Origin of the sequence: Bdellovibrio bacteriovorus, from assembly GCF_048286975.1 — a bacterium.
GTDB lineage: Bacteria > Bdellovibrionota > Bdellovibrionia > Bdellovibrionales > Bdellovibrionaceae > Bdellovibrio > Bdellovibrio bacteriovorus_H.
In genome coordinates this window covers 376,010-398,022 of sequence record NZ_JBLVRT010000002.1, presented here as the reverse complement: position 1 = coordinate 398,022, position 22,013 = coordinate 376,010, and the positions used below count along the sequence as shown (strand labels likewise).

Annotated in this window: 15 protein-coding genes; 8 read left to right on the top strand and 7 right to left on the bottom strand. The window is 51.0% G+C overall.

Going from position 1 to position 22,013, the window contains the following annotated elements; translation table 11 throughout:
• Nucleotides 1–86: 86 nt before the first annotated feature.
• The 3 genes from ACNQKP_RS10095 to ACNQKP_RS10085 all read left to right on the top strand — a co-directional run bounded on the left by ACNQKP_RS10095 (nucleotide 87) and on the right by ACNQKP_RS10085 (nucleotide 2,954).
• On the top strand, nucleotides 87–782 hold the full coding sequence (locus ACNQKP_RS10095; protein WP_417864566.1) for an FKBP-type peptidyl-prolyl cis-trans isomerase: 696 nt from the start codon (nucleotides 87–89) through the stop codon (nucleotides 780–782).
• Between the two features lie 3 nt (nucleotides 783–785).
• Nucleotides 786–1,376, top strand: a complete 591-nt coding sequence (gene pdxH, locus ACNQKP_RS10090) for a pyridoxamine 5'-phosphate oxidase (protein WP_417864564.1) — start codon at nucleotides 786–788, stop codon at nucleotides 1,374–1,376.
• 246 nt (nucleotides 1,377–1,622) lie between these two features.
• Nucleotides 1,623–2,954 (top strand): serine hydrolase domain-containing protein, encoded by a 1,332-nt coding sequence (locus ACNQKP_RS10085; RefSeq protein WP_417864562.1) that lies wholly within the window; start codon nucleotides 1,623–1,625, stop codon nucleotides 2,952–2,954.
• A gap of 30 nt (nucleotides 2,955–2,984) precedes the next feature.
• Here ACNQKP_RS10085 and ACNQKP_RS10080 read toward each other — a convergent pair whose 3' ends face one another.
• The 5 genes from ACNQKP_RS10080 to ACNQKP_RS10060 form a co-directional block, all read right to left on the bottom strand.
• Nucleotides 2,985–5,822, bottom strand: a complete 2,838-nt coding sequence (locus ACNQKP_RS10080) for an LVIVD repeat-containing protein (RefSeq protein WP_417864560.1) — start codon at nucleotides 5,820–5,822, stop codon at nucleotides 2,985–2,987.
• Nucleotides 5,823–5,933: 111 nt separating this feature from the next.
• Nucleotides 5,934–6,500 carry a GNAT family N-acetyltransferase gene (locus tag ACNQKP_RS10075; RefSeq protein WP_417864558.1) on the bottom strand — a complete coding sequence of 189 codons (567 nt, stop codon included), beginning with the start codon at nucleotides 6,498–6,500 and terminating at the stop codon, nucleotides 5,934–5,936.
• Nucleotides 6,472–6,780, bottom strand: coding sequence for a hypothetical protein (locus tag ACNQKP_RS10070; RefSeq protein WP_038449787.1), 309 nt, complete (start codon nucleotides 6,778–6,780; stop codon nucleotides 6,472–6,474). The genes ACNQKP_RS10075 and ACNQKP_RS10070 overlap by 29 nt, the downstream gene beginning before the upstream one ends.
• A 116-nt stretch (nucleotides 6,781–6,896) precedes the next feature.
• Nucleotides 6,897–7,286, bottom strand: coding sequence for a Co2+/Mg2+ efflux protein ApaG (gene apaG, locus ACNQKP_RS10065; RefSeq protein ID WP_038451974.1), 390 nt, complete (start codon nucleotides 7,284–7,286; stop codon nucleotides 6,897–6,899).
• 51 nt (nucleotides 7,287–7,337) lie between these two features.
• A complete protein-coding gene (locus tag ACNQKP_RS10060) occupies nucleotides 7,338–8,306 on the bottom strand; it encodes an endonuclease/exonuclease/phosphatase family protein (RefSeq protein ID WP_417864556.1) in 969 nt (322 codons plus the stop codon).
• Nucleotides 8,307–8,423: 117 nt separating this feature from the next.
• On the opposite strand from ACNQKP_RS10060, the gene ACNQKP_RS10055 reads away from it, so the two are divergent.
• The 3 genes from ACNQKP_RS10055 to ACNQKP_RS10045 all read left to right on the top strand — a co-directional run bounded on the left by ACNQKP_RS10055 (nucleotide 8,424) and on the right by ACNQKP_RS10045 (nucleotide 15,452).
• The gene (locus tag ACNQKP_RS10055) at nucleotides 8,424–9,968 is read left to right on the top strand and encodes a M17 family metallopeptidase (RefSeq protein WP_417864554.1); all 1,545 of its coding nucleotides are present in this window, start codon (nucleotides 8,424–8,426) and stop codon (nucleotides 9,966–9,968) included.
• A gap of 172 nt (nucleotides 9,969–10,140) precedes the next feature.
• Nucleotides 10,141–14,799: an Ig-like domain-containing protein gene (locus ACNQKP_RS10050; RefSeq protein ID WP_417864552.1), complete on the top strand. Its 4,659-nt coding sequence runs from the start codon at nucleotides 10,141–10,143 to the stop codon at nucleotides 14,797–14,799.
• 95 nt (nucleotides 14,800–14,894) lie between these two features.
• A complete protein-coding gene (locus ACNQKP_RS10045) occupies nucleotides 14,895–15,452 on the top strand; it encodes a hypothetical protein (protein ID WP_417864551.1) in 558 nt (185 codons plus the stop codon).
• 66 nt (nucleotides 15,453–15,518) lie between these two features.
• Here the strand turns inward: ACNQKP_RS10045 and ACNQKP_RS10040 are convergent, their stop codons facing one another.
• On the bottom strand, nucleotides 15,519–16,592 hold the full coding sequence (locus ACNQKP_RS10040) for a hypothetical protein (RefSeq protein WP_417864549.1): 1,074 nt from the start codon (nucleotides 16,590–16,592) through the stop codon (nucleotides 15,519–15,521).
• The gene (locus ACNQKP_RS10035) at nucleotides 16,589–17,362 is read right to left on the bottom strand and encodes a TIGR02147 family protein (protein ID WP_417864547.1); all 774 of its coding nucleotides are present in this window, start codon (nucleotides 17,360–17,362) and stop codon (nucleotides 16,589–16,591) included. The genes ACNQKP_RS10040 and ACNQKP_RS10035 overlap by 4 nt, the downstream gene beginning before the upstream one ends.
• Nucleotides 17,363–17,578: 216 nt before the next feature.
• Here ACNQKP_RS10035 and ACNQKP_RS10030 point away from each other — a divergent pair, with 216 nt between their 5' ends.
• Nucleotides 17,579–17,845: a hypothetical protein gene (locus tag ACNQKP_RS10030; RefSeq protein WP_417864546.1), complete on the top strand. Its 267-nt coding sequence runs from the start codon at nucleotides 17,579–17,581 to the stop codon at nucleotides 17,843–17,845.
• The gene (locus ACNQKP_RS10025; RefSeq protein WP_417864544.1) at nucleotides 17,838–22,001 is read left to right on the top strand and encodes a tail fiber domain-containing protein; all 4,164 of its coding nucleotides are present in this window, start codon (nucleotides 17,838–17,840) and stop codon (nucleotides 21,999–22,001) included. The genes ACNQKP_RS10030 and ACNQKP_RS10025 overlap by 8 nt, the downstream gene beginning before the upstream one ends.
• Nucleotides 22,002–22,013: the final 12 nt, after the last annotated feature.

The window sequence follows — 22,013 nt, the reverse complement described above, 5'->3', positions numbered from 1 at the left end:
TGCGCGTTATCTATTTGAAAATAATAGAAACGAGCGCAAGATAAAGCCTTTAGTATTTAAAACAAAACCCCTTAAGAGGAGACAGCATGAATAAATTGGTCCTTGGTGGTCTGGTTGTTGCGGCTATGGCCTTCACAACAGCTTGCCAAAAGAAAGTTAAGCTCGACACTGATATGAAAAAAGCGAGCTATGCTATCGGTCAACAAATCGGTGGTAACTTGAAACAACAAAACATCGACTTCGATGCAGATGCATTGGCGATGGCTTTGAAAGATGCAGCAGCAGGTAAAAACGAAATGTCTAAAGAAGACATGCAAGCTGCTATGATGAAACTTCAAGAAATGGCGATGAAAAAACAACAGGAACAAGCTGAAGGCAATGCTAAAGCTGGTAAAGACTTCCTGGATAAAAACAAATCTGCAGCGGGCGTGAAAACAACTGCTTCTGGTTTGCAGTACATCGTTGAAAAAGAAGGCACTGGCGCTTCTCCGAAAAAAGAAGACGTTGTTAAAGTTCACTACAAAGGTACTTTGACTAACGGTGAACAGTTCGACTCTTCCTACGATCGTGGTCAACCGGCTGAATTCCCAGTTGGTGGCGTGATCCCAGGTTGGACAGAAGCTCTTCAGTTGATGAAAGTTGGCGGCAAAGCCAAGCTTTTCATTCCACCTGAGCTGGCTTACGGTCCATCCGGTCGTCCTGGCATTCCGCCAAACTCTGTTCTTGTGTTCGACGTTGAGTTGATCGATATCGTTAAACAAGACACTAAAAAGAAAAAGTAATTAATGTTCGACATTAACAAAGACCCTTTTGAGCATTTTGACCGCCTGATGAATGAGGCGGTCACAAAGCAGATCCCGGAAGCCAACGCCATGTCGGTGGCGACCGTGGATGAAAAGGGTGTGCCCTCCGTGCGCATCGTCTATCTTAAAGAGGTGAGCCAGGGGGGCTTTGTTTTTTATGGGAACTACAACTCTCATAAAGGCAAAGACATCGAGACAAATCCCGTTGTCTGTCTGAATTTTCACTGGCCTGCGATCTGGCAACAAATCCGCATTACCGGCAAAGCTGAAAAAATCTCTGCAGCTGAAAGTGACGCGTACTTTGCGACACGCGCTCGCCTAAGCCAAATTGGCGCCTGGGCCAGTCACCAAAGTGAAGAAATCCCGGACATCGAGTGGTTGTCCCGTCGGGTGCAGGAATACGAAAAACAATTCGACGGCCAAGTTGTCCCGCGTCCCCCGCACTGGGGCGGGTGGAGAGTCATCCCCACCGAAATCGAATTCTGGTTCGGCCTGAACGGCCGTCTGCACGAACGATATGTTTATCAGCGCACCTCAGATGGCGGCTGGAAGACATTCTTACGAAGCCCTTAGCTCCTTCTTTTAAATAGAAAGCCCCTACCTGCCCCCTCGGCTGCGAACAGTCCTCGCGGACGCCATCCCGTTGGGATGAGCTGCTGCGGAACTTGCCGATGGGACAGGTAGGGGCTTTCTATATAAAAGAAGGGCGTCAGACCTTGTACTTTGTCGACGCCCCGAAAAGGTGTGTCTGCAGCGATCCTGTTATTTAACCGATCACGCGGCAAAGCTTTATCTTCTTTTTTATCGCAGGTTTACTGAATGTGGTGGGGGAGGTGGCTTGTGGCGCTTACTTGGATTGCGTTCTTGAGTTTGATTTTTTCGGTGTCGGCTTTTTCCAAAGAGCCTGCAGCGAAGTTCCCTGATGCTGTGGAAAGTGATCCGATCAAAATGAAGTGGATGGTGGGATCTCCGCCTCCCCCGGATCGCATCGTCAGGTTTGACGACGGTTCCTTTTTTAACTTTCCTCAGGTGCGTTGGAGTGTGTCCCACTTTCGCCAGTTAATGCCGACGATCGGTGTTTCTCGAGGGACGGGACCTGCGCTTGGTATGCCTGTGAGTCCTCGTCGTGACATAGATAGGCTGATTTTTAAGCCCGCTGGCCAGGCTGCGGAAATGTCCTGGGAACAAAGTCTGCTGGAAAACTACACCGATGGGATTTTGATTCTGCACAAAGGAAAGATTGTCTACGAAAAATATCTGGGCAGCCTCAATCGGGAAGGACAGCATGCGGCGATGTCGATGACGAAATCTTTTGTCGGTACGGTTGCAGAGATTCTGGTGGCTGAGGGGACGTTGGACAGTGAAAAGCCTGTGGTAGCCTACGTGCCAGAGCTTCAGCAATCCGGCTTTAAGGATGCCAAAGTCCGGGATCTGATGGATATGACGACGGCGATTCGCTTCAGTGAAGACTATGCTGATCCGAAGGCTGAAGTCTGGCAGCATGCCAAGGCGGGCAACCCCTTACCCAAGGCGCCGGATTACAAGGGGCCTCGAAGTTATTTTGAATTCCTGCAGACCATTCGTCCCGAAGGTGTCACGGGGACGGAATTTCACTACAAGACCGCCAATACGGATGCACTGGGTTGGGTGCTGGCCAGAGCCAGTGGGAAAAATGTGGCTGAACTGATTTCAGAAAAAATCTGGAGACCGCTTGGGGTCGAGCAGGATGCCTATATGACGGTGGACTCGATCGGAACTCCGTTTGCAGGCGGAGGTTTAAATCTGGCTTTGAGGGATCTGGCAAGATTTGGCGAGCTTATGCGAAATCGCGGGCGTGTGGGTGGCAGACAAGTGATCCCGGAAAAAGTCGTTGCAAGTGTGCAGGTGGGCGGCGATCCGGAAAAATTCAAAAAAGCCGGATATGATCATCTGCAAGGCTGGTCTTATCGAAGTATGTGGTGGGTGACACACAATTCACATGGGGCTTTTATGGCCAGGGGAGTCCACGGGCAGGCCTTGTATGTGGATCCCAAAGCTCAGATGGTGATTGCCCGGTTTGGTTCTCATCCGATAGCGGCGAATTCAGCCAACGATGCGGTGACGTTGCCTGCTTTTCAGGCCGTCGCCGCTTATTTGATGAAGGTGAAGTAGCTCGAGGACGTTGAGAGGACTGGGCTTGAGCTACTGATGTATGTTGTCCATGTCAGAGATGTCGAACACTTCATACCCGTTGTAAAGTTGGATGTAGAGTCGGTCTCCCTGAACACTTACGCCCTTGGCGTTCCATCCGCCGAATTCACTTTTGTTGATCGTGCGCTTCAGGGTCGGAGCCGCGGGGTTGGTGACATCAACGACTTCGACATGACCCGCATCGGAAACAAAGACATAGTTGCCTTTCTTTGCCACCATCTGGGCTGTGCCCGGCGTGTTGTAGTTGCCGACAGCGACTGGATTGTTGGGGTCGGCGATGCTGACGATCTGCAAGCCCGAGCCCGAGTCCGCCACATAGACCATGTTTCCGTCGACAACAGAATGAACTGCTGTGCCTGGAGAGTTATAGGTTCCAATCACCGTCGGGTTGGTTGGTGTACTGAGGCTGATCACGCGCAGTCCATCAGCCTGGCTGGCAGCCAGGAGCAGGTTTCCGGAGTGCGTGATGTGGCGAATATTGGCCACGGGGTGCGAGGTCAGAGCGGTTAAGCTGGCCGGATTTGTCGCATCATACAGGTTTAGGCTGCTGTTGGATTCACGGACATAGAGAATATTGCCAACTTTGACAATGTCGTTCAGATAGCCCGTGCCGATGCGGGCCGCCTGGGACAGAACCACAGGATTTTTCGGATCGGTCATATCAAAGGCTTTCACCAGAAACTGGTCCGAAACGTAGAGTGTGGTGCCGTCCTCAGCCGGTGGTGCCGAAATCGCATTCAATTCAATGCGCGTCAAATAGGTCGGCTGCTCCGGTGTGCTGTTGTCCAGGACAATAAGCCCCATAGAGCTGTCGGACAAATAGGTTCTGGTGGCAGAGGTTTCCAAAGCCGACAAACTCATGATGGTGTTGGGTTTGTTGATCTTCATGTAGGGCTTCGAAGCATCGTTAAGAATTTTTAGCCCCATGGTTTCGTCAGCAATCAGGATGTTGCCATCGCGGGCCTGAATTCCTAGGCAGCCCCCCAGATGATAGGCCTCTAGCAAGGTTGGAAGAGTGGGAGTGGTGATGTCGTAGACCTTTGCACCTAAGTTGTAATTACAGGTGTAAAGTTTGTTATTAAGAACCACCATGTTTTCCGGGACGTAAGAGCCGGAGTTTTTATAGGCCAGTGTCGGTGTCGCAGGATTTGAAACATCAATGACACCCATGTTTTCATTGCCTCCCACAAAAACATAGTTTCCGTTTTTAACTACGCTGTAAGTTGTGCGGGTGCCTGTGGGATAATTGTAAGTCCCTGTCAGGGCCGGGCTGGCGGGGTTTGATATGTTCACGATACGAAGAGTGTCGGGCCCAGCCAGATAGGCATAGTTGCCTTCAACAAAGACATCTTCGGCACTGTAGGCGTAACTGCCGGCCAAGGTGGGCGCCGTCGGCGTCGTGACGTTGTAGATATAAAGGAAGGAGCTGTAGACGACATAGACAAAGTTGCCGGACTTCATCAGCTTGCGTGCGTTGCTGCCGCTGTCGATCGTGGCAACGACAGCGGGGCTGGCTGGGTTGCTGACGCTGATGACCTTCATGCCGTTGTTGCCGACGGTGGCATAGACATAGTTGTTGTCATAGATGATTTCGCGGGTGCAGGCGGACACGCCTTGTGGGGTCTCGCCAAGGTAAAGTGGTTTGCTTGGGTCGCTGATATCCACAACCGTCAGACGGCCCCAGTTGTTTTCGCAGATAAAGGCGCGAGTGCCGCCGGCATCCACAGAGTTGGTCCATGATTCCAAAACTCGATAGGTATAGGGAATGTGCGGAGCCTCGGGACTTGAAATATCAATGGCCCCGAGTCCGTAAGTTTCAGAAGCCACAAAAAGGTGAGTGCTGTTGGAGATAAAGCCATAGGGAAGTCCCCACCAAAGTGTCGCGAACGTGCTGGCTCCACCCGTGACCACAGGGTTGATGGGATTGGAGATATCAAAAGAAATCAGACCATTGTAGTAATCCATGGCCATAAGAGTATCGCCGCGGATTTCAAGCTGCTGATAGCCGCTGTTGTAGTTGAAGTAGTCCATATAACTCAAGGACAGGGCAGGGGCGGCTTTGTTGGAGATATCGATGATGTCCAGGCTGTTCCACTGAACGGCGACGTAAGCATAGTTGCCTTTGACTTTGATATCCATGGCATCGCCGCCAGTGACATAGCTTCCCAGTAAAGTCGGGGCGGTCGGGCTCGCGAGATTGAAGATTTTAATCCCCTGTCCTTTGTCCGCCAGATACAAGAACCCGCCATCGATCTGTGCCGACACGGCGGTGCCGTTGGTGTCGACGGTGGTCACCAACTGCATATTGTCAGGATCAGAAAAGTCCACAACGCGAAGGCCGCTGGTGCCATCGGGAATATAAGCGATGGTGCCTTGAGTGGCTGCGCGATAAGGGTTGGTCAAAGTCAGAGAAGACTGCAGAGTCGGAGACGAAGCTGTGGTGATATCATAGAGCTCCAGAATACCGTTGTTGTAAGATACAAAAAGCTGGGTTCCGACCTGGCTGACTTTGTTGACCTTATAGCTTTTCAGCAGATTTACTTCCGCGGGGCTGTAAGGACTGGAGACATCATAGATACTGATTCCGCGCGACGTTCCCGCAAGAATGTGACTGCCGCTGATCGCAACATCGAAGATCGTCCCGCCATATCCCCAGGCGTCCTGTTTTAAGACAGCTGGTGGTGGCGGTGGTGGCAGGAGCGGGGCTGGAGGTTCTGAACTGCCCAGATCCAGAGTCTTTGGCAGGAACAGCTCGGCATTAACAAGCCCGCAAGAGGTTAACAGAGGGAAAGCAACTACAAGGATGGATTTTTTTAGAAACGTTCTCATATGTCTCTCTCTCGGAATCTCGAGGAAATCATATGAGGCAAATGCAACACTTCCTCTATTTTAGATCAGCAATGAAGGGCTGACATATCAAATTGAGATAAGTCCGTGTCGTTAGAGTTCTTCTTTGGTCAGGGCCCAGATTTCCATGTCCTGCCATTTTTTATGAACCAGCAGGCGGCGTTTGCTTAAGCCTTCTTTGCGCATCTTCAAAGCCTTTGCGACCTTGATGGATTTTTTGTTCGTCGGGGCGATACCGGCTTCCACGCGATGAAGTTTCAATTTTTTAAAAGCGATGTCGATGCAGCCACGGGTCGCTTCCTGAGCAAAACCGTAACCCCAGTAGTTGTTGAAGATACGATAGCCGACATAGGCGTTCTGAAAAACCGCGCGGGAAATATCCATCAGGCTGACCTGGCCGATTAGCAGGCCGTCGTCTTTCAGGAAGACGCCGAAAGAATAATAGTGATCCCGGTTGCGCTGATCTTTTTCAGACATCAGAAGTTCTTTGAATTTCTTGCGGGTCAGTTCACTTTCGTCCCAGTTCGTTTCATCCCATTCATTTTGCGGAGGACGCATACTGGAATAGGCCTGCACCCAGTTTTCATAGTCAGTGGCTTCCAGGGGGCGCAGAATCAGGCGGGCTGTTTTTTTAACGATGGGCAGATCTATAGACTTCATTGCTGACGAGTCTAAGCGGGATGCGCTCCAGGTTGCAATAGTAATAGGTCAGATTGTGCGAGCTTTTCACCACGGCTGTGTGAGGTTCATGGCCAATCATTTTCACGGTGATTTTCACCGGATGATCTTTTTTGATCGCGACCAGTTTGGGAGTGAAATAGTTGGTTCTTTGACCTTCAACCCAGATCTCAGCACCTTCTTGTTCAGAGACGACCATGCACAGGCACATATCGGGTTTTTCAAGGCCCAGAAGCTCTTTGAGATTTTTAAACCACGTCATTCATCGCCCCCCCGTGAATTGCCAGAGGGTTTAGCACGGGTTTCTTCGCAATTTCCAGCCAAAAACTGAAAACTGGACCATGTAATGTTCAAAAGCGAATTAGGAACAGCAGGGATTTAATGCAGTGCCAAAGGGGCAATCAGATAGAACTCGGGAACTTCCACAGAGAAGCTTTCGCCACTTTCTCCCACGAAGAAATAGCGTCCCACCATGCTGCCGGTGGAGGTTGTCAGTGGGCAGGCGCTGTCGTATTCAAAGGTCTGACCAGGTTGAATTTTAGGCTGTAATCCGACAACACCAGGGCCGCGGACTTCTTCTTTTTTACCCAACGCATCGGTGATGACCCAGTGACGGCTCATCAGTTGGGCAGGGGTTGATCCTGTGTTGGTGATGGCAATTTTATAGGCAAAGAAATGGTAGCCTTCATCAGGACGCGACTCAGACGGTACGTAGACGACTTTCGCGGTGATCTGGAAATCAGGGATTGAAGTTTTTTGCATTGCCATAGTGACATTCAGAATAAATTTGACCGTGAAAAACGTCAATATGTTGGCTTCTTATTTCAAAGGAAGCTTCTCAATTTCGAACACCAAAGGATAATGATCCGAAGGCAGGCTTAACTTGGCATCCATATTGCGGGGAATGTCGTGAGCCATGCCGAACTCATCTTTGTACCGATGCACATGGGCTGAAGCCGGCTTCAGATAGGGATGCAGCAGAGGTGGGATAAAGACAAAGTCAATTTGCCGTCCGTCGGCCCGCGAAGAATTGCGGACTTGATAAAAGGTCGCGCGTTCCTCGATTTCTAGCTGCGCCACTTCCAACACGTCGCGCAGAGAAGTCAGGTTGTAGATGTCTTTAAACTCTTCATCGGTTCCGGTGAGCCCCGCATTGCCATTAAAGTCGCCCGCCACCATGACCGGCACCTGCGGGTGGGTCTTTTCCAGTTCCTGGTAGATTTCAATCAAAGTGCGCAATTCTGCCTGGCGGCGTTCAAAACCGTTCGGATCGATGCGTTCCGGATCCAGCCGGGACTTTAAGTGCGTCAGCAGGATGATCATGAAGGGTTTGTCCCGGTCCGTTTTGAAAAGCTTTAACTCCACCACATCCCGGGAAAATTTATGGCTGGTGGTGATCTTGCCGCCCTTGACCGGATAACCGTGGGCCAGGCTGTCGCGCTCGTGCGGATACAGGTAATTGATCAGGCGGTGTTTGTTGGATTGAAGGTCAAAATAGAACGGCAGCCCTTTGCGGATCAAAAAGCCCACGTCGATATTGCGTTCTGAGTTTCCCTCAATCAGACAAGGGGAATAGGCCTCATCCATAAAGAGAAGGTTGAAGTTATTCAGTGACTCAAGCCCGCCCACTTCGCACAGCATGATGATGTCGGCGTTGATCTCTTTAAGGGCTTTGGCGATGTCTTGAGTCTTTTTCAGAGGCTTGTTTTCATAGACTGAGGTGGACAGGCGCTGCCAGTGAGCTTCTTTCAGGTTCAGAGCATCCTTGGACGGGATTCCATCAAACATCAAAAACAGGTTCTCTGCATTGAGTAAGCAAAATTTTAGGTTTGTGGTCTCTGTCCACGTCATATTATGATTCTACGGAATATCACCCTAATCACAAACTAAAAGTGAGGATTTAAAGTGGCTAAAAAAGCGACTCCAGCAGCAAAGGCGGCGGGGAAGCTTCAATTCCATTCCTGGATTGAAACTTTCGACTTCGGCAAAGAACTTAAAGTAAAAAATGAAATGACAGGCTTTGTCTATTTCCTGGGAGTGGATGACTCTGCAAAGTTTGCCTCTTTGATTGAAGAGCATGGCTTGGCTTGGCAGGCGAAGACTTTGAAGCAGAACGACCGTGAGGTTGTTTATTTCGCAGGAAGCAAGGGCCCGGTTTGGATTCTGCGCCCGCGTAAAAAAGCGAGTGTCGGCCATGACGGTTTGATCGATGAAGCGTCTTATTCCTGGGCCCGCGATCAGTTCGGAACTTTGGTAAGTCAGTTGAAGGCGCACCATCTGAAAGGTGTTCAAATGGAATTCCATGGCACTGAAGGGGCTCAGGATCTGGGCGCTTTGGTGGGTTTGGATGTGGCGGTTTACAACTTCCGTCAGTTTGTTGACGGCAAGCAGCTGACCGACCTGCCGAAAGTAGCTTTGAGAAAATCCCTGGGTTCCTGGGATAAAGCGGTTGTGAAAGATGCGATGTTGCGCGCTCGCGCGGTTAACGTGGCCCGTCACATGGTGAACTTGCCACCGAATGATCTGAATCCGAAATCTTTCGCGGAAATGGCAACCAAACGCCTGGGTTTCCCGAAAAACACCAAAGTCACTGTTTGGGACACCAAAAAACTGGTTTCCGAAAAAATGGGTCTGCATGTGGCCGTAGGGCAGGGAGCTGAAAACGGTCCTTGCATGGTTCATCTTAAATACCGTCCGGCGAAGAAGTCTTCTTTGAAGCCGGTGGCTATTGTCGGCAAAGGGATCACTTTTGACACCGGTGGCTTGGATATCAAACCAAGCTCAGCGATGCGTCTGATGAAAAAAGACATGGGTGGCGCGGCCAGTGTGATCGCCCTGGCTCAGTGGGCTGCGGAAAGCAACTATCCGGGGCCTTTGGATTTCTATCTGGCCTTGGCTGAAAATGCGGTGGATGGAAAATCCTTCCGTCCGGGTGATGTCATCACGGCCCGCAGTGGGATGAAAGTTGAAATCGACAACACCGATGCCGAAGGCCGTTTGGTTTTGGCGGATGTTTTGGATGTGGCCTGCACTCAAAAAGGCACAGAAGAAGCGGAACTGGTGATTGACGTTGCGACCCTGACGGGCGCTATCAAGGTGGGCCTGGGGGCTGAAATCGCGGGTCTGTTCTCGAACGATGATGAACTGGCAGCGGCTTTGACCAAAGCCGGTCAGCGTTCCGGTGATCTGAATTGGCGTATGCCTTTGTTTGAAAAGTACTGGGGTGACCTGTCTTCACCATTTGCGGACTGTAAAAACTCGGGCGGCGGTTTCGGTGGAGCTATCACGGCGGCATTGTTCCTGCAAAAGTTCGTGCGCGGAAAAAAATGGGCGCACTTGGATGTGTACGCTTGGACAGACAAGGCTCAAGGAGCTTTGCTTGCCAGCGGCGGCAGTGGGCAGCCGGTTCAGTGCTTGATCGAGTTCTTGAATTCCCGTTTGTCCCGTTAGTTTCTTTTTGGAGCGCACCTCTGGAAGTGGAGGTGTGCTCTGTTCTCGTTTTGAGAATTCGCCGTTTTTTCGGAACAGAAAAGCTCGCTTTTTCGTGAATGATCTTTAGGGAGGCTTAGGGCCATCCGTAAAGAGAATGATGATAAAAATTCGGCACGTCTACAGTCTATTGATGCGCTTGCGGTCCGCAGCCTTGTTTGCGGTTTTGGCGCTGTTGTTTTCGGGCTGTACCATTTCTGCCGAGCTTAAAAGCAAGCTGGCATCTCTGATTTCCCAGACACCTCCTCAAGTTGTTCTGACGTCCCAGGTACTGGGGCGATCCAACGTCTCTTCTTGGGAAATTTCAGCGCAATTGTCCGAAGAGCTTCTGGGGCTGGAACTTGCTGACTTTGATGTGACGAACGGAACTGTTTCAAGTTTGGTGCAGGTTGATGCGAAGACCTGGACTTTGGTTGTTGCGCCCACGGCTGATGGGGATGTGACGATTGTGTTGCCGAAAGGCCAAGCCGAGGGGCGTTTTTCCGAAGTCCTGAATGAGGCCTCAAACAGTCTGTCTTATTTCAGTGACAGAACCCGTCCACAGGTGACGCTGGGGTATTTGGGGGCGAATCCAACGAATGTATCACCGCTGTTGGTGGAGGTGGTCTTTGACGAAGACATGGCCGAAGCACCGTCCTTGAGTGATTTCCTGATAAGTAATGGAACCGTTTCAAATCTGACAGGCAGCGGCCGGGTTTATACGGTGGAGGTTGTTCCCGATTCCTCGAACACCACGGTGGGTTTGCTTTATCAAGCGGACCTGCGATCCGATCTGGCTGGGAATTTGAATTTAGCTTCCAACATAATTACAGTGGCCTTTAATAGCAACCGCCCTACGGTGGTCTTGAGCAGTTTGGCGGCCTCGGCGGTGAACCCGGGGGCTATCACTGTGACGGCGTCATTCAGTTCTTCCGTGAGTGGTTTTGATGCTTCGGATCTGAACCTGACCAACGCCACTGTATCGGGTTTTGCTGGCAGCGGAGACAGTTACAGTTTCACTTTGACGGCGATTGTGCCGGGAACATTTTCTGTTCAGGTGAATGACAGTGCCGCGGTGGATGGTTCGTCCAATCCTTCCCTGGCTTCAAACACTCTTTATCGGGTGTATGATGTGACGGGCCCGACGGTGACATTGGCAAAGACCGAAGTCAGTCCCACGACCCAAGCCAGTGTGGTTGTGACTTTGAGCTCCAGCGAAGTGATGACGGGGTTGTCACAAAGCTCGTTCATTGTGACGAACGGAACCATCAGCGCATTTGCTGGCAGTGGCACAAGTCGTACCTTCACAGTCACGGCGGCGGCTGAAGGTGAAGTCACAGTCCAGTTGCCAGCAGCAGCTGTGACTGACGTGGCTGGCAATCCGAATGCGGCTTCCAACACGCTGACTTGGTATTATGATTTGTTTGCTCCAACCATGACTATCACATCTCTTCAGGGGACGGCGACGGGAGTTTCTCCATTCGTCGTGCAATTCGCGGCAAGTGAAGCCGTAGCGGGATTCGCCGCGACAGACGTTGCTGTGAGCAACGGAACACTCAGTAACTTTAGCAGCGTGGATGGCACGCACTGGACTGCCGAAGTGACACCCACGGCCCAGGGAGTGGTGACCGTGTCTGTCGCCGCGGGAAGCTTTACTGATGGCGCAGGCAAAGACAACACGGCCTCATCACTTTCAGTTCAGTTCGACAACATTCGCCCCACGGTGGTGCTGGCCGGTGTCGGCAGTTACACCAAAATCAGCCCCGTCACAGTCTCGGCGACGTTCAGTGAAAATGTGACCGGCGTGGCTCTGGCGGATTTTGTTTTGGTCAATGCCACCGCGACACTGACGGGCAGTGGAAGCACTTACACACTGACGGTAACCCCTTCCGGCGAAGGGCCGTTCAGTGTTGCGCTTCCTGAAAATGCGGCCCTGGATGCTGCTGGAAATCTGTCGCAGGCTGCAAATACTCTGGCCAGTAACTATGACATCACACCTCCGACGGCGGTGATAGTGGCGGATGCGGGTTACTATAATTTTGATTCTCCAATACCTTTGACAGTGACATTCAGTGAGCCCGTGACCGGCGTCGCCATAGGCGACTTTACTGCCACGGGGGGATCTTTGTCGTCTTTGGCAGGAAGTGGTGCGATTTACACGATGAATTTCACTCCATCGGGGGCGCCTTCGACGGGCGTGAAAACCATATTCTTAAAAGCCTCGATGGTGCAGGATTTGGCGGGTAATGCCAATACGGCGGTGTCGCCGACGGCTGAATTCTATTATGACAATACGGCCGTGACGATTTCGTTAAGTCAGAAAGAGCAGGTCATTAGCGAGACAGATGCTTCGGCAAAAAGTATCACTTTCAACCTCAGTGTGACCAAGCCGTACGATATCGATGTGTTCTATCGTACTTTAGGAACGGCTGTGTCCGGAGTGGATCACGATATTCCTCTTTCGGGATCTGTGCGCATCCCTGCAGGTGCCACCAGCGTTGAGATGCCATTTCAGGTTCTTGCCAATAACTCATCCAGCCTGAACAAATACACACAGTTGAATTTGTACTATGCAAATACTCCGGCGGCCAGATTCTCGAATGTCTATCAAAGCCGTGTGTTGATCCAGGACGTGGATAACACCACCCGGGATACGGCGGTGAAGGTTGCAATCAGCAATGAAAACCGCTGCGTGGTGACCTCCTCTGGGAAACTGAAATGCTGGGGAGCAAACACCTATGGTCAGGTGGGAGACGGTACACTAGAAGACCGTGATTTTCCTGTCAGTGTTGATGCGGCAACGACGTATGTTGATGTCTCTGTCGGCAATCGACATGCTTGTGGTTTGACTTCGGCCGGCGAGGTCAAGTGCTGGGGATACAATACCTATTCCCAATTGGGGGATGGTCTTTGGGCCCATCGCTCGACTCCTTTTGTTGTTGGTAGTGGCTTTTCCTCTGTGTCAGCGGGCGATGACATGACCTGCGGAATCAAAAGTGGCGACGTCTACTGCTGGGGTAATAATAGTATCGGTCAGCAGGGAATTGGAACCACGGGGCCCCAGCGCACAGTTCCGGGATTGACCTTGGATCAGGCTTCTGACTTTACCGAAGTTTCAGCCGGAAGCAGTTATGCCTGTGCAATTAATGCCCTCAAAGAGTTGTACTGCTGGGGAATCAACGCTGCGGGCGAGTTGGGTGATGGCACGAAAACGAACCGGACACTGCCTGTCCTGATTGGGACGGGGTTTGTGAAGGTGCGAACCCAAGTCAAAACTTACGCGAATCGAAGCACCTGTGCGCTGAAAGATGACAAGTTAATCTATTGCTGGGGCTATAACAGCAATGGGCAATTGGGGGATGGAAGCACGACAGAAAGACTGGTGCCGACCGTGGTCGCTGGCGGGTATGAGTACGACGACCTCTCGATGGGAACTATGCACGCCTGTGGAAAAATGACGGGTGGTGGCCTGCGTTGCTGGGGGTATAACACTTATAACTGGAATACTCTGGGGGGGCTGGGGAATGGTGTCTACGTCACCAATAACTCCTCGAATGTTCCTGCACTGGTTGTGGGTGGAGACGTCTTCACCACCGTCAGCGCGGGATTCAATGCCACTTGCGGAGTGACCTCGGCTGGACGATTGAAATGCTGGGGGGACATAAATCGTGGTTTCATGGCGGACCCTGCCAATCACATTCGTCTGGTGCCGAACCTTTCTGACTTGGGTGAAAGCTATTCAAAAATGGCCACGGGACCTGCCGCGACCTGTGGGATCACTTCATTAGGACTGGTGAAGTGTTGGGGCGGTTGGGATGGATACAGTACGGCGTATTCAATCGGTGATGGCACCGAGATCCTGCGCACGTCCCCGGTGGTGATTGATCGCGGGCGGGTTTATACCGAGGTGTCTTCTTCGGGCCAGTATAGTTGTGGACTGCGCGATAATGGATTTATTTATTGCTGGGGCAGAGTCAACAGCAGCGGTGCCGGTTTCTTGCGACCGGTTAAGATCGACGGCACGGTCACATACAAAAGCATTGCTGTGGGCACGACTCATTCTTGTGGGATCACCACGGGCGATACTTTAAAGTGCTGGGGTTCAAATTCCAACGGTGCAATAGGTGTCGGAACGGCTGTGTCAGACTATTCGACTCCGGTGGAAGTGGATACCGGTGTATCATATAGTAAAGTGGCTTTGGCGGGCTGGAACACCTGTGGGATCACCACAACCGGTGTCTTGAAATGTTGGGGTTACAACTTCTATGGTGCTGTGGGAGTCGGGACGGGTACTTACAGCTACAATCTGCCACAAGTCGTTATGGGTGGAACAAAGTTTATTGATGTTTCACTGGGGGGCGGTGACTCTGTTTGCGCCATCAGCGAAGCCAAGGATCTTTACTGCTGGGGTAAAGGTGACTATTACAGATTGGGTCTTGGCAATACGACAAACTATACGGCGCCCCAGCTTGTGGCTTCCGGAACCAAGTTTGACTCTGTAAAGGCAGGCAGCAATGCCGGCTGTGCCATTCGGACCACTGATAGTCGTGTAATGTGTTGGGGCACCAACAGTCCGTACGGTGTGTTGACGGGCACGTTGGGTAACAACAATGTTTCTGCAACAACTCCTCAATTGATTTCAGATACAGAGCCTTATGTCTCTTTGGGGGCTCCAGGTGTAAGCATGTGTGGGGTAACTTCAAGCCAGGCCCTGAAGTGCTGGGGTAGCAATCGCTACGGGGGAACTGCCAACGACAGTGTCTTCCGCATGTGGGGATCTCCTGTCGATGTAACCACTTGGCTCTTCCCTTAGGGTCACTCTGACACCAAATTCTTTGGCCTTGATCTTGCTCTAGTTGTTTTCACCTTCTTCGATGGGGCGAAGAGGTAAAACACCTGGGGGTCTTTATGATGTCACTTATTAGAAATTCTTTGGTATTGGGTCTGTCAGCTGCCTGTTTTCTTTTTGCCAACAACGCGGGCGCACAAGAGCGAGGTCAGGAACGTTCTTTGGAACGCATCCGCATTCTTGAAACCCGTGTGAATCAGCTGGAAGGCATCATCAGTCAGATCAACCAGCGCGTTTCCAATCTGGAATACAATCAAAGACCGGAACCTTACCCGCCAGTCGCCGCGGAGGTGGCCTGTATGGTGACCGACACCGGATACAGCAAAGTCTTTTTGGGTAAAGGCCGCATAAAACTTGAGGCGGAAGCGGCGGCTCGCGAAGCCTGTGGTAAAGCGGTGCATTCCAGCTACTGCCAAGGGGCGGTGAAGTGCTCTGATCCACGTCAGGATCGTCCGATTGCAGGTGCTGTTTGTGTGTTGACCGATACTGGGTACAGCAAAACTTTCAAAGGGGAGGGGAAATCATTGATAGAGGCTGAATACAATACTCGTAAACAGTGTGGCGATCAGGTGCACCCATCCTACTGTGTGGGTTCCATCCGCTGCGAAACATTCTAAAAATAAAGAAAATAATTGATAAAATGGCAGGCATTGAAAGGATGTCTGCCATTTTTTTTAGGTTTCCTAGTCCACGTCCGCCAGATAAGCATCACTCAGAGTTTCAGGGACCGAAGATGCACTTGTCATTTCCCCGTTTTCATTAAATTCAAGTTTGTTCTTTCCTTTGAAAGAGCATTGGGTCTTGAGATATCCCGGGGTGTAGCTGTAGGGGACGTTTCCGTCTGTCGCCTGAAACACCATTTTTTTGATTTTTCCGGAAGGGTAAAACTCCACAAAGCTTGGAAACTTCTCGTTTATAAAACTTTCGTTGCAGACTCTGTGGAAGATGTCTTCGCCAATGCGAACGGTAAAGGAATCAGCCAGCGGAGCCACGCGGATATTATTGGAACCCGGGAAGTAAATGATCGGTGCCAGGCGAACACCAGTGAGGTTTCCCGAGGGTGTTCGCACAAAAAGTCTTAACGTCACACCATTATAGTCGCCGCGCGAAAAATGCAGCGAACGCAGCAGCTCCAGCAGATCCTGTTGGTTTAGGTCTTCCACTGAATGAAAAAGCCAGGCATTCAAGTATCTCGCGGCGACAGAATTGGTGTGGTTGTTTTCATCAAGCAGGGCTTCGCGGTAGATCAGCTCGTGCAGCAGCAGGTAAGCTCGGTCCAGGGTGGAGGCTTGTTCCCACAGGTTTTGATTGAACAGGAAACGCAGTTTGGGTTTCCCAGGTGTGGTGATGAAGATGGCTGCCTGCTCCTGTTTGCAGTACTCGGGAATCATCGTGGTGCTGCTGTCGGGCAGGGGAATGAAGGTAAAGTTCTTTACAAACTCCCGGGAACTCAAAAGTTCCTGAAGCCATTGCGTGTAAAGTTCCGCCCGGGTTGGATTTACGGTGTGCAGCTTGTTCAGGATATACCGAACCACTTCGACTTCATCCCGCAAAAGCTTCAGAGATTCGGCGGCAGGCAATGCATGCAGATAGGTGGCTTCGATATGATCCACCGAGAAAACGCCCGCTCCCAAAAAGCTCTGGTTTGAGCAGGTCATCAAAAATCCACCATTGCCTCTTTCATAGCCTTGTGGACGGGAATCGAGGGCCAGGGACTGGCTGGAAAAGGCCAATAAAATAAAAATCAGGCTTTTCATAGAGACTCCTTTGACGGTGTATCTGAGCTGACAATGGGAAAGAACTGGATGCTGATCTGATGAACGCTTTTTTTAGAACCCTTTTCCATGACGCGCACAAAGTTCCTGCGGAAATCACGGATCAGCTTTTTTGCTTTGTGAATATCTTTGGGATCCATGGTCAGTGTCATGGAACTGAAATCCCGTTCATGGACACTGATGTTCTTGATTTTTTCTTGAGCCAGATGCAAGTCGGCAATAAGGCCCTGCATTCGTGCGTGGCTGGGAATGTCGTAACCGGTCGTGGCCTCATTATGAGTCGGGCGCCAAGCGTTGTTATCCCACTCGATCAGTCCGGTCTGAGTCATGGCATCGAGCAACACGGTCAGTTCCTGTGTTGGTATGTTAAGGCGCTTTGATATCTCCTGAATTTGGGATTCGCGAGTGTGGTGTCGATGGCGAAGGGAAGCGTAAATCGTTGTTTGGAAGAAGCTTAGTAGGGCGTAGGGTTTCCAGTCAGCGAGCTTTTCAACAACGTGCTCTTCTAAAACCGGCCCAAAGGTTTGTTTGTCCTTCGGTGCCGCCAGGGATCTTTTCAGTGCACTGATATCTGAATCTGGAAGATTCAGTGCGGCACAAAACTTGTCGGCGTAATAGGCTGTGAGAGGGCGCTTCTCACTGAGAATCTCAGACAGCCGTCCGGAAGAGATCCCCATCCTTGCAGCGATTCGTCGCAGCGACACACGAGGATTGTGGGACTGTTTCTCTTTAATAATTCTTTTTAAAATCAAATGAGGCGACATTACATCTTTTATAGATAAGCCCTATGGCGATGTCATTATTTTGTTGGAATCGGCCTCTGATGCCGCTCCCAGCGGTGGGGAATTGGGAGCGCACGAGTTCTAAAGTGGCCTTCGCTCCCCCTAGACGCGCCATGGGAGCGCTTTTTGGCGCTGAGGCCTTAGCTGCCACTTATACCTTTCCGATACATTTATGTGAGGTGGCTTATGGACGTTTGCAGCAGGGCCGATTTCTTTAGACGTATTACCGCGATGGTCGCCGCAGCTTTTCTTGTCGGCTGCGGAATCGAGGCTTCGATCATCGACTTGAATAAAAACTCAGTTGTGGATGCTCAAAGAGTCGAGCCGGATTTTGTGGCTTCCGAAGTGGTGACGACCGCCAGTGGCGTCATTGTTCGCGGAGCCTTTGGCGAAATTTCCGAGCAAAAGGTACTGACAAATAATGTTGTCATTGAAGGGGCGTTCTATGAATAAATTCATTCATTGGTGTGCCATTGCAGTCTGTTTTGTCGGTCAATCCACACTGGCTGCGGGGGGAACCCACAAAGGCATCAGCTTCCAGGGGGTGATCAGACTTCCCAGCGGGGATTATCCTTCCGTTGCAGGTGTCAGCGTGCGTGGACTGGTCCTGTCTGCGAACAATTGTATTTTACGAGAAGAAGAATTCAGTTCCGTCAACATAGTCAATGGTTACATCAATCTGGTCATCGGTCAGGGAGTCAGGGATGGAGATGATCCTGGTTTCACGATGACCGAGGTTATGGATAATTCCAAGGTTCGAAGCGGATTAAAATGCATAGAGGCCGGGGGCGGGCGTGTCAGTGGAAGTTTCAATCCTGGCGCAAGCAGTGGAGTTCGAAAATTTCGAATTGATTTGGCTGTTAATGGCATCCCCGTGCTTGCTGACTTTAATATGCGTGCGATGGCTTATGCCGTGAATTCCGAAACTTTGAATGGTAAGGAGGAAAGTGATTTCCTGCAGGTGGACCCGGGGAAAGGGGTTACACAGATCAATCTTGAAAAGGTGCTGGCGCAAACGACGAAACTTGAAAATCTATTATCCAACGTAAATCCGGATGGAACAGTCACTGCCACCAGCGCTTTGACGGCGGTCGTGGCTCAGAGTTTGGACAGTGGTTACACGGTCCCCGTGTCCCAGGGGGGCACGGGAGCCACAACCTCAATGGCGGCCTTGCAGAATCTGCTTCCCATTCAAACCGGAAAGACCAACTATTATTTGCAAACGGATGGAACGAACGCCTCGTGGCAGCCCGTTGTTGCCGGTGGCGGAACTATCACCTCCGTCGTGGCGGGTGCCGGACTGGCCGGAGGTGCCACCGCAGGAGCAGCCACTCTGAATCTTGAAGAACTTAATACGCAAGGAACTTATGCCAAAGTTACGACTGACAAATATGGTCGTGTGACGACGGGGACGACCTTGGCTGACAGTGATATCCCGGCGCTACCTGCGAGTAAAATCACTTCAGGTACCCTGACTGTGGATGTGCAGAGCACGAATGTTTCGGCTACGAATCTTGCCGGGCAAAACCTAAAAATCTGGAATGGATCAAATTATTTAACCTTCACTTATCGCGCGGGCGGGGCTGGCTACAGTCTTGAATGGCCTGCGATGACAAATGCGGCGAACGCCAACATGGTTTTACAAACTGATGGTGCTGGTAAATTGCAATGGGTGGCCTTTCCGACGGGGGCTTTTCAGGAGTCTACCAGTTTGGGGCAGGATCTAAGCGGAACTTTGCCAAATCCGAAAGTTGTAAAAATCAACGAGATCCCTGTGGCGAAAGCTCTGGCGATCGATGATCAAAAATTCCTGAAGTATGTGAATGGAACGGGTTGGGTTCCCCACAATGTGAAGCTGTCAGAACTGAAAGACAGCTTGGGAACCGGCTCCGCGTTCAATGTTGCAAGTTGTACTGCCAGCCAAACAATGGGTTGGTCGTCGATCACAGACAAGTTTGAGTGTCAGGACATTCAACTCAGTCTTGCAGGCACGGGTGTCACGGGAACTCTGCCTGTGGCCAAAGGTGGTACAGGCTTGAGCGCGGCAGGTACGGCTAATCAATTGCTGGGAATGAATGCGGCGGGTAGCGCTCTGGAGTATAAAACCATCCCAACCTGCGGTGCAAATCAGTATGTCACGTTCAATGGAACAAGCTTTTCTTGCGTGAACGATGCTTCATCTGGATCTGCGGGGGGAGATTTGACCGGCACTTATCCGAATCCAACACTGAAGGCGACGGGTACAGCCGGGACTTATACGAAAGTCACAACGGATGCTCAAGGCCGCGTGACCAGTGGATCTGCTTTGGTCATTGGGGATGTTACTACGGCCTTGGGTTACACTCCGGTGAATAAGGCCGGTGACACGGTCACCGGAAATTTGACATTCGATAATACAAAAGGAACTTCTTACAAGGGGACCACTGCGAACACGGCCACTTTGACGGGGCCGAATACCGTGATCGGAACGAGTTATGTTCTGCGTCTGCCCGCAGCTCAAGGCGCAGCCAATCAGGTGATGTCCGTGGATGGTTCCGGCAATTTGGGGTGGATGACTTTGAGTTCTCTTGCAACTTCTGGAACGGTGAACAACAGCAATTGGTCGGGCACTGCCTTGTCTATTGCAAATGGCGGAACTGGTGCGACCACACAAGCGGGTGCTCAAACCGCTTTGGGAATCGGGACGGCGGGAACGAAAAACACCGGCACGGGTTCAGGTGCCGTTCCTTTAATTGGTGTCGCGGGTATCACAGCCAACAGCATGTGTACTTCTGATGGGACCAGCTCATTGGTTTGTAACTCGCCGATACCAGCAGGGTCTCAATGGACGACTTCGGGAAGTAATATCTACTACACCACGGGGAGCGTGGGGGTGGGATTAACAAGTCCACAAAGAAAACTTCACGTCAGTGGTGGAGGAGTTCAACTGACCAATGCCACTGTTGGCGACGGTGTGAACGACGGGTTTTTGCTGGATTATGTCTCAAATGATGTGGTCTTCAGTAATCGAGAGATCGGTGGAAGCTTACGGTTTGGGACTAATGGTTTTTCGAACCAATTTGCGATCAATTCTGCGGGCAATGTCGGCATTGGCACGACGACGCCTCAATCTAAGTTGGATGTGAACGGCATCATTCGCGCGACAGAGATTTGTGATGAGGCCGGGGCAAACTGTAAGGACATCTCCTCGGGTTGGGGTGCTACAGTTCCCAACTTGACTCTTGCTGCGGATAACACATCTGTGGGTTTGTATGCAGATGGCGCTACCAACGGGGTCGCTGTCGGTCATGCTTCTTATGCCCCGACGTCAGGGGTCGCCGTCGGGGATTCTGCGGACGGCAACTTCCAAGGGACCGCAGTGGGTTATTTTGCCAACGGAGCGGCGAGTGGTGTTTCCATCGGATGGAATTCTAACTCTACGTCAGAAGCTGTTGGGGTTGGTGCTCAAGCTCACGCGTCTCGCTATGGGGTGTCGCTGGGTTTCCAGGCCGGTTACAATGCAAATACGGGAGGTTTGACGGCGGGGAATGGGAATGTCTTCCTTGGCTACAAGGCCGGCGTTGATGGAGGCCAGAGATCGAATACGTTTATTATTGCCAATAATTCCATGACAGCCAAAACCCCTTTGATGTTCGGGAAATTTGACACTGGAAACGTTGGTATCGGGACAATCACCCCAAGTGCAAAGCTTGAAGTTGCAGGAGGTTTACGCGTGGCCGACGGAAGCCTGGCTGTTCCTTCAATCTCGTTTTCTGCCAACTCTGATACAGGATTGTATCACTATGGTGGTGAAGGAGTCGGGGTGATTACAGATGGCACTCTTGCTGTCGGCTTCACGCCGTGGAGTGCTTACTATTCTACTCCAATTACTCTACCCAATGGTACGGCTTTGGAGCATGCCATTGGATCAAGCTCTGCTGCGGGACTCTTTTTTCCAAATACAGCGACTCTTGGGGTCACTACGAATGGCGCAGAGCGCCTAAGGGTCGACTCGGTCGGAAATGTTGGTATTGGTGTTACAGGTCCAACTTCGAAGCTGCAAGTTGCTGGTAACATCACTCCAGATATAACGGCATCAAAGAACATCGGATCCAGCACGCTAAGATGGAACAATATCTATCTCTCAAATGCCCCTGATGTGAGTTCCGACGCTCGTTTGAAAAAGAATGTAAAAGACTCTGATCTTGGACTGGATTTTGTTAACTCTCTACGTCCTGTTTCATGGACCTGGATAGATGAAAAACAAGGAGCTACAGAGCATTACGGAGTCATTGCTCAGGAAGCAGAGCTGGCTATTGCCAAAGCTAAGGGTGAGTCCAGTGATGTGATTGTGACCCACAACGAAGACAGCGACAGTTACAGTGTCAGGTACACGGAGCTGATCGCTCCACTTATTAAAGCTGTTCAGGAACTTTATCGCGATCTTATAGACGTTAAGGCTGCCAATGAGATTCAAGCCCGTCAAATTGCCTCGAAAGCGGATATAGAAACGGTAGAGTTTTTGAAAGCTGAGAATGCCGCCAAAGACCTTAAGATCAGAAAGCTGGAACGCATGAACGAGGAAATGAACAAGCGTCTTGAAAAGATTGAAAAGACGATTGCGAAGTAGATCTCCTCATGG